Origin of the sequence: Chelativorans sp. M5D2P16 (assembly GCF_034427935.1) — a bacterium.
Classification (GTDB): Bacteria; Pseudomonadota; Alphaproteobacteria; order Rhizobiales; family Rhizobiaceae; genus Chelativorans.
In genome coordinates, this window is sequence record NZ_JAXQNM010000017.1 from 1 (window position 1) to 7,500 (window position 7,500).

7 protein-coding genes, 1 tRNA gene, 2 rRNA genes and 1 pseudogene (1 of these 11 only partly in view) are annotated in these 7,500 nt (G+C 59.9%); 6 read left to right on the plus strand and 5 right to left on the minus strand.

Annotated features, from left to right (window positions below; all coding sequences use genetic code 11):
• A pseudogene (locus SIN08_RS09535) lies at positions 1–595 on the minus strand (IS630 family transposase); the annotation flags it as partial.
• A gap of 140 nt (positions 596–735) precedes the next feature.
• Between SIN08_RS09535 and SIN08_RS09540 the strand changes: the two are divergent.
• Positions 736–1,026, plus strand: coding sequence for an EF-hand domain-containing protein (locus SIN08_RS09540; protein WP_322451353.1), 291 nt, complete (start codon positions 736–738; stop codon positions 1,024–1,026).
• Between the two features lie 211 nt (positions 1,027–1,237).
• Here SIN08_RS09540 and SIN08_RS23630 read toward each other — a convergent pair whose 3' ends face one another.
• On the minus strand, positions 1,238–1,543 hold the full coding sequence (locus tag SIN08_RS23630; protein ID WP_416208046.1) for a LysE family translocator: 306 nt from the start codon (positions 1,541–1,543) through the stop codon (positions 1,238–1,240).
• A 212-nt stretch (positions 1,544–1,755) separates the two neighbouring features.
• Between SIN08_RS23630 and SIN08_RS09545 the strand changes: the two genes are divergently transcribed.
• The 5 genes from SIN08_RS09545 to SIN08_RS09565 all read left to right on the plus strand — a co-directional run bounded on the left by SIN08_RS09545 (position 1,756) and on the right by SIN08_RS09565 (position 3,964).
• Entirely contained in the window at positions 1,756–1,953 is a 198-nt protein-coding gene (locus tag SIN08_RS09545) for a helix-turn-helix transcriptional regulator (protein ID WP_322451354.1), read from the plus strand.
• A gap of 141 nt (positions 1,954–2,094) precedes the next feature.
• Complete coding sequence (locus SIN08_RS09550) at positions 2,095–2,340, plus strand: type II toxin-antitoxin system prevent-host-death family antitoxin (protein WP_322451355.1); 246 nt, start codon at positions 2,095–2,097, stop codon at positions 2,338–2,340.
• On the plus strand, positions 2,337–2,783 hold the full coding sequence (locus SIN08_RS09555; RefSeq protein WP_322451356.1) for a PIN domain-containing protein: 447 nt from the start codon (positions 2,337–2,339) through the stop codon (positions 2,781–2,783). The genes SIN08_RS09550 and SIN08_RS09555 overlap by 4 nt, the downstream gene beginning before the upstream one ends.
• A gap of 493 nt (positions 2,784–3,276) precedes the next feature.
• Entirely contained in the window at positions 3,277–3,489 is a 213-nt protein-coding gene (locus tag SIN08_RS09560) for a recombinase family protein (RefSeq protein WP_322451357.1), read from the plus strand.
• On the plus strand, positions 3,461–3,964 hold the full coding sequence (locus SIN08_RS09565; protein WP_322451358.1) for a recombinase family protein: 504 nt from the start codon (positions 3,461–3,463) through the stop codon (positions 3,962–3,964). The genes SIN08_RS09560 and SIN08_RS09565 overlap by 29 nt, the downstream gene beginning before the upstream one ends.
• Positions 3,965–4,492: 528 nt before the next feature.
• Here the strand turns inward: SIN08_RS09565 and SIN08_RS09570 are convergent.
• From SIN08_RS09570 to SIN08_RS09580, 3 genes are all read right to left on the minus strand, one after another.
• Positions 4,493–4,569: transfer RNA gene (locus SIN08_RS09570), tRNA-Met, on the minus strand.
• Positions 4,570–4,659: 90 nt separating this feature from the next.
• A 5S ribosomal RNA gene (rrf, locus tag SIN08_RS09575) occupies positions 4,660–4,774 on the minus strand.
• 168 nt (positions 4,775–4,942) lie between these two features.
• Positions 4,943–7,500: ribosomal RNA gene (locus SIN08_RS09580) — 23S ribosomal RNA — on the minus strand; it runs 355 nt beyond the window's last position.

Consider the following 7,500-nt stretch of genomic DNA (forward strand, 5'->3'; position numbering starts at 1 on the left):
ACGAAGGGGGCGGTCATGCCCGTCAGCCTGAGCGCGCCGGTGAAGGTGGTGGTCTTCCAATGGCCGTGCGGCACGCCGGCCCCGGCAGCGCTCGCCGCGTGGCGCTCTTCCGCGCAGGCGCGCCATCTTGGTCGACAGTCCGGTCTCGTCGATGAACACGAGTTTGGCTGGGTCGAGATCGAGCTGGCCGTCGAGCCAGACCTACCTCCGTTTCAGGATGTCTGGGCGGTCCTGCTCCAGTGCGTGTGCGGACTTTTTTGAACCTCCAGCCGTGGCCGCGAAGCCAGGCGCTCAAGGCGCTGCGGCTGATCCGCACCGACTGTTCGGCAAAGAGCCGGTCCACCATCTCGTTCAGCGTGATGTCCCGGCGCTCCTCGATCATCCCGACGATGAAGGCTTCATGCGCATCGAGGCTGGAGGCGCGGCGACGGCCTTGTGGTCGCGGCGCCAGCTCGCCCATCTTTGCCCGTGCAATCCAACGGATCGCGCTCGACACGCCCACCCCGAACCGCGCCGCCGCTTGCCGCGCCGACATGCCTGCGTCCGAAGCCTTCAGGACCCGTGACCGAAGATCCCCGCTCAGTGCTCTTCCCATCATCCACCTCCATCGAGATGGATGTTGAATCACCCGCGAACGCCCTCGTCACATCACAATCGATTCATCGATCACGGGACGTGCTCTAGGCTACAGAATGTGGCCCCCACAGCAAGGAGGAAACAGTATGAAGACTGCTCTTGCGGCCGTACTCGCCGCTTTCGTCTCCGCGCCGGCTCTCGCCCAGGGCGACCGATCTGGAACCGCCGGCAGGGTTCGATGAGGCTGCCTGGCAGGCCGAGTGGGATGCGGCCGATACCGATGGCGACGGCCGGATCAGCCGAGAAGAAGCAATGGCAAATCCCAATATGACCGATGCTGCCTTCGATGAAATCGATCTCGATGGTGACGGCTACATCAGCCCAGAGGAAGACAAGGCTGCATTGTTCAGCGATATGCGGGCACGAGAGAATGCCGCTGCTGACGACTGATGGTCACCTGAAACATTAGCGACAGCCGACACCCTCCGTCCGAGCTGCCGTTGCGCCCGATCAAGGCTTTCGAAGGATCGGACAATCAGGGCGCAACCGAACGCGGCCATGCAATCTCCGGCTAGTGCGTCGAACCATCTGCCTGCCCGACCAATAATGCCGCGACCTCTTGCCACGATCCGCGCCAGGAATTGATGATAAGGCAGATCGATCAGGACCGCGCCGAACAGAACGGCCAAACGGGCGGCCATTGGCACGTCCCCCGCCATGGCGGGGCGAAGAGTCCCAGGAAGAAAGCCGCCATTTTTGGGTTGCCCAAACCCACGAACAACCCCCGCTGAAAGGAGGCAGCCGGGCGTTCCAGCCCTCTTATTATCGGCTCGTGCTCGCCCACGGAACAGGTTTCCCGTGAGAGGCTGGCACGCAAGAGGGTGACGCCGATGTAAATCAGATAAGCGCCGCCAGCGATCTGAATGGCGCTGGTGAGCCATGGAAGCGCGGCCAGAAGCGCCGAAATCCCTCAGGCCACCAGCTCAGCACCAAACTACTTTCAATTATGGTATCGGCCCATGGTAGAGCCGCGGAGTGCTGGCTTCTATAACGGTCCTATTTACCGCCGTTCCTACGCTACCCTATGGCACCGGCTAATTCTTTCTTGCGCAACAATAATTCCTTGGTCTGACTGGTCTCAGAAGCCGTCAGGAACAACCAGCAGGAGGCATCGCTGCCATGTGCCAGCCAGACCGTATCGTTCGCCTGAAGAGCGTCCTCGCCCGCACCGGGCTGTCGCGGTCCACCATCTACCGCAAGATTGCCGAGGGCACATTCCCAGCCCAGATCAAGATCAGCGTCAACGGCGCGGGATGGCGAGAATCCGACATCGATCGTTGGGTTGCCGATCCCGTCAGGTGGCGGCCGGAGGGGTAGTTTGCGGGAGAGATGCCTGTATTGCTTCCCTGCAATTTGGAGCTGGATTGTCAAGGCCGCCGCCAAACGACAGAGGCGCTCTTGAAAGCATGTCGCAGCTTCACTATGGTAGGCAATATAACTACATAAAGGGTGCTTACGATGGAAGAAGCTGTTTCAGCGGCGGATGCCAACCGCAAATTCTCGCTCATCCTGCGCAGCGTTCGCGAAGGTCATAGCTATGTCGTCACGAGCCACGGCCGCCCTGTGGCACGCATCGTTCCTGCGGGCGGGCATGAGGGCGTGGCAACCGGCGCTCGCGCTGCGCTGCTGGCACGGCTTGCGAGGCAGCCCGTTGTGAATGCCGGGCGCTGGTCACGCGACGAGCTTTACGAGGACGAGCGGTGAAGGTAGCTCTCGACACCAATGTTCTCGCCTATGCCGAGGGTGTGAACGGTGCCGACAGGCGTGACGTCGCTCTCGACCTCGTGCGCCGCCTGCCCGCCGGGGCTGCAATCGTTCCGGTTCAGGTTCTCGGAGAGTTGTTCAACGTTCTTGTCCGCAAGGCGGGCAGAACACGCGGCGAAGCTCGCGACGCTTTGCTTGGCTGGCGCGACGCTTTCCCTGTCGTTCAGACATCCGGCGAAGTCATGCAGGCGGCTGCCGATCTGGCGACCGACCATCGGTTGAGCATTTGGGATGCGGTCATCCTGTCGGCTGCCTCTCAGGCCGGCTGTCGGCTGCTTTTGTCGGAAGACCTCCAGGACGGCTTTACGTGGGGCGGCGTGACCGTGGTCAATCCGTTCGCGGTACAACAGCATCCGCTGCTTGAGGCGCTGTTGAGCGATTAAGAGGACGGTTCGGCGGTGCAGACGCGCATCGGAGACCTGGCGGAGCCGCGGACTTCCCCGAGTTTTCGGGCGAGAAGCCGGTTTGAGCCCTACGTCAAAACCGGAACGCGCAAGTACTTGCCGCCGATAGCCCTACTACCCTTCGTTTTTGCTTCCAAAGGGAAGTTTGTGTCCATTTCTTGTCAGGTCGATCCACACAAACCAGAGCGGCCGAGATGCCAGAAGAAACGGACAACAGACCGGAGACCATCGTCCCGGCCAACGACAATCACCGGCCGGGGCCGGGAGTGGGAAGGATGCAGACGCTGACATCGCCCCATGGCAGAAGCTGGACAAGGTGGTACTGTCCCTCGCCCGCCTGATCGGCCGGCAGATCGCCCGCGAGCAGTTCGAGGCATTACAGTCCGCGAATGACAACAAGGCCCCGGCAGGAGAGGCAGAGAGCCGGAAGCAGGACGGAGAGCCTGGACAGGATTGAGAGAGAGGATTGCCCATGACCCGCGTTGCGCTTTACGCTCGCTATTCATCCGACAATCAGCGGGAAGCCTCGATAGAGGATCAGTTTCGGCTATGCGAGGAACACGCGGCGCGTGAAGGCTGGCAGATCGTCGAACGCCACTCCGATGCCGCCATCTCCGGCTCCAGCACCATTCTTCGTCCCCGGCATCCAGCAGCTCATGCGCGAGGCGCAGGCGGGCCGCTATGATGTGGTGCTTGCCGAGGCGCTGGACCGCATCAGCCGCGATCAGGCGGACGTGGCAACCCTGTTCAAACATTTGAAGTTCGCCGGCATCACCATCGTCACCCTGGCCGAAGGGGAAATCTCCGAACTCCATGTCGGCCTGAAGGGCACGATGAACGCACTGTTCCTCAAAGACCTTGCCGACATGACACGGCGCGGCCTGCGTGGCCGCGTAGAGAAAGGCAAGTCCGGTGACGGCAACGCCTATGGCTATCGCGTGGCCAAGCAGTATGATGCGAATGGCGAGCCGATCCGGGGCGTCAGGGAGATCGTCCCCGAGGAAGCCGAGATCGTGCGCCGCATCTTCCGCGACTTCGCGGCCGGCGTCTCCCCGCGCAACATCGCAAAGCCCCTGAACGCGGAAGGCATCCCCGGCCCGAACGGCAAGCTGTGGAACAACACGACCCTGCGCGGCCACGTCTCGCGCGGAAAGACCTGATGATGGCACCGGAAGCGGCCGAAGCCGCCATGCGCGCCTTTGCCGAGGAAACCAACCGGCTCAATCGCGAGCGCCGTTCCAGCGGCGAAACCGCTCGCGCCGAACTCGCGAAGGTGGACAAGGCCCTCAAGGAGATCGTGCGAGCCATCGAGGATGGCGGTTACAGCCGTATGCTCATGGACCGGTTGCGCGAACTGGAAACCCGGCATGAGGCACTACAGGAGCGCATGGCAACAACGCCGGAACCCCTGCCCGACATTCACCCTAACGTCGCCCACATATACCGGCGCAAGGTCGAGCGTCTAGCCAATGCCCTTAATCATCCAGAGGAACGCCAGGAAGCGGCCGGCGCGCTGCGCGGCCTGATCGAGCGCGTCGTTCTCACCCCCGGCCCGAAGCGCGACCAGATCGATGCCACGCTACATGGCGAATTGGGCACGATCCTAGATTGGACGGAGCGGCAAGCCGTTGGAAAGGCCGCAAAAAAGAACACTTCCGGAACAAACTGTTCGGGAGTGTCGGTATCGGTGGTTGCGGGGGTAGGATTTGAACCTACGACCTTCAGGTTATGAGCCTGACGAGCTACCGGGCTGCTCCACCCCGCGTCATTTTGGTTTTGCCACGCGTTTTGGATTGCGTGTGTTTTTGCGTCTTTTCTGGCGTTTTGAAGAGAAGTTTGTTGATGCGTTTGGCAGACCTGGCGGTGACCTACTCTCCCGCGTCTTGAGACGAAGTACCATCGGCGCTGGGGCGTTTCACGGCCGTGTTCGGAATGGGAACGGGTGCAGCCACCCCGCCATGACCACCAGGTCGGCCAAGCGCATCAAATCGAGAAGCTGGGTTTGCAGCCCCGCCTTACGAAGCGAAGCTTCGCAAGGCCGACTGGCCGTCGCGCATTCTTGCGCGCCCCGTCCGGAGGATAGCGGCGTAAGCCGCGCTCATCCGTGAGGACATGAAAGATGGGCACGAGCAATGAGAATGATCAAGCCGATCGAGCGATTAGTACCGGTAAGCTTCATGCGTTGCCGCACTTCCACACCCGGCCTATCGACGTGGTGGTCTACCACGGCTCTGATAGGGAACACTCGTTTTCAGGTGGGTTTCCCGCTTAGATGCCTTCAGCGGTTATCCCGTCCGCACATAGCTACCCTGCAATGCGGCTGGCGCCACAACAGGTCCACCAGAGGTGCGTCCATCCCGGTCCTCTCGTACTAGGGACAGATCCTGTCAATATTCCAACACCCACGGCAGATAGGGACCGAACTGTCTCACGACGTTCTGAACCCAACTCACGTACCGCTTTAAATGGCGAACAGCCATACCCTTGGGACCTGCTCCAGCCCCAGGATGCGATGAGTCGACATCGAGGTGCCAAACAACCCCGTCGATATGGACTCTTGGGGGTCATCAGCCTGTTATCCCCGGCGTACCTTTTATCCGTTGAGCGATGGCCCTTCCACGCGGGACCACCGGATCACTATGACCGACTTTCGTCTCTGCTCGACTTGTCTGTCTCGCAGTCAGGCAGGCTTATGCCATTGCACTCAGCGAACGATTTCCGACCGTTCTGAGCCCACCATCGCGCGCCTCCGTTACTCTTTGGGAGGCGACCGCCCCAGTCAAACTACCCACCATACACTGTCCCGGACCCGGATGACGGGCCGCGGTTAGACATCCATGTCCGCAAGGGTGGTATTTCAAGGGTGGCTCCACCAAGGCTGGCGCCCTGGCTTCAAAGCCTACCACCTATCCTACACATGCGAACACGAATGCCAGTGTAAAGCTATAGTAAAGGTGCACGGGGTCTTTCCGTCTAACCGCAGGTACCCCGCATCTTCACGGGGAATTCAATTTCACTGAGTCTCTGCTGGAGACAGCGGGGAGGTCGTTACGCCATTCGTGCAGGTCGGAACTTACCCGACAAGGAATTTCGCTACCTTAGGACCGTTATAGTTACGGCCGCCGTTTACCGGGGCTTCGATTCAGGGCTTGCACCCCTCCTCTTAACCTTCCGGCACCGGGCAGGCGTCAGACCCTATACGTCGTCTTGCGACTTCGCAGAGCCCTGTGTTTTTGATAAACAGTCGCCACCCCCTGGTCTGTGCCACCCCCCCGAGGTTGCCCTCGAGAAGGTCACGCTTATCCCGAAGTTACGCGTGCAAATTGCCGAGTTCCTTCAGCAGAGTTCTCTCAAGCGCCTTGGTATGCTCTACCAGTCCACCTGTGTCGGTTTCGGGTACGGTCTATATGGAGGAGCTATTTCCCGGAACCGCTTGGCGGCCCTTCCAATCCGATAAGGAAGGACAACGTCCGCAATCCGTCACTACCTCCAGGCCCACGAATGTTAACGTGGTTCCCATCGACTACGCCTTTCGGCCTCGCCTTAGGGGCCGGCTAACCCTGCTCAGATTAACTTTAAGCAGGAACCCTTGGACTTTCGGCGAGGGGGTCTCTCACCCCCTTTATCGTTACTCATGTCAGCATTCGCACTTCCGATATCTCCAGAAGCCCTCACGGGTCTTCCTTCACGGACCTACGGAACGCTCCGCTACCGCTCAGCAAGCTGAGCCCAGAGCTTCGGTGCATGGCTTTAGCCCCGATACATTTTCGGCGCAAAGACCCTTGATTAGACCAGTGAGCTGTTACGCTTTCTTTAAATGATGGCTGCTTCTAAGCCAACATCCTGGTTGTTTTGGGGTCCTCACATCCTTTCCCACTTAGCCATGACTTGGGGACCTTAGCTGCTGGTCAGGGTTGTTTCCCTCTCCACGACGGACGTTAGCACCCGCCGTGTGTCTGCCGACCAGTACTCCTCGGTATTCGGAGTTTGGTTAGGTTTGGTAATCCGGTGAGGACCCCTAGCCCATCCAGTGCTCTACCCCCGAGGGTATTCGGTCGACGCTCTACCTAAATAGATTTCGCGGAGAACCAGCTATTTCCGAGTTTGATTGGCCTTTCACCCCTAGCCACAAGTCATCCCAATCTATTGCAACAGATACGGGTTCGGCCCTCCAGTACGTGTTACCGTACCTTCAGCCTGCTCATGGCTAGATCACTCGGTTTCGGGTCTAGTGCAACGAACTGAACGCCCATTTCAGACTCGCTTTCGCTACGCCTCCACCTACCGGCTTAAGCTTGCTCGCTGCACTAAGTCGCTGACCCATTATACAAAAGGTACGTGGTCACGCTCACGCGCTCCCACTGTTTGTAGGCGACCGGTTTCAGGTTCTCTTTCACTCCCCTTGTCGGGGTGCTTTTCACCTTTCCCTCACGGTACTGGTTCACTATCGGTCATGCACGAGTACTTAGGCTTGGAGGGTGGTCCCCCCATGTTCGGACAGGATTTCACGTGTCCCGCCCTACTCGAGGACTTGCAGTCGCATTACGCATACGGGGCTGTCACCCGCTCTGGCCCACCTTTCCAGATGGTTCTGCTTGTCTCCTGCAAGCCACTGGCCTGGTCCGCGTTCGCTCGCCACTACTAGCGGAGTCTCGGTTGATGTCCTTTCCTGCGGGTACTTAGATGTTTCAGTTCC

What these genes read in the sequence shown, in the direction of transcription:
- SIN08_RS09550 (WP_322451355.1), top strand. Translation starts at nt 2,095, where the DNA reads ATGGAAGAAGCTGTTTCAGCGGCGGATGCCAACCGCAAATTCTCGCTC.
- SIN08_RS09560 (WP_322451357.1), top strand. Translation starts at nt 3,277, where the DNA reads ATGACCCGCGTTGCGCTTTACGCTCGCTATTCATCCGACAATCAGCGG.
- SIN08_RS09565 (WP_322451358.1), top strand. Translation starts at nt 3,461, where the DNA reads ATGCGCGAGGCGCAGGCGGGCCGCTATGATGTGGTGCTTGCCGAGGCG.
- SIN08_RS09545 (WP_322451354.1), top strand. Translation starts at nt 1,756, where the DNA reads ATGTGCCAGCCAGACCGTATCGTTCGCCTGAAGAGCGTCCTCGCCCGC.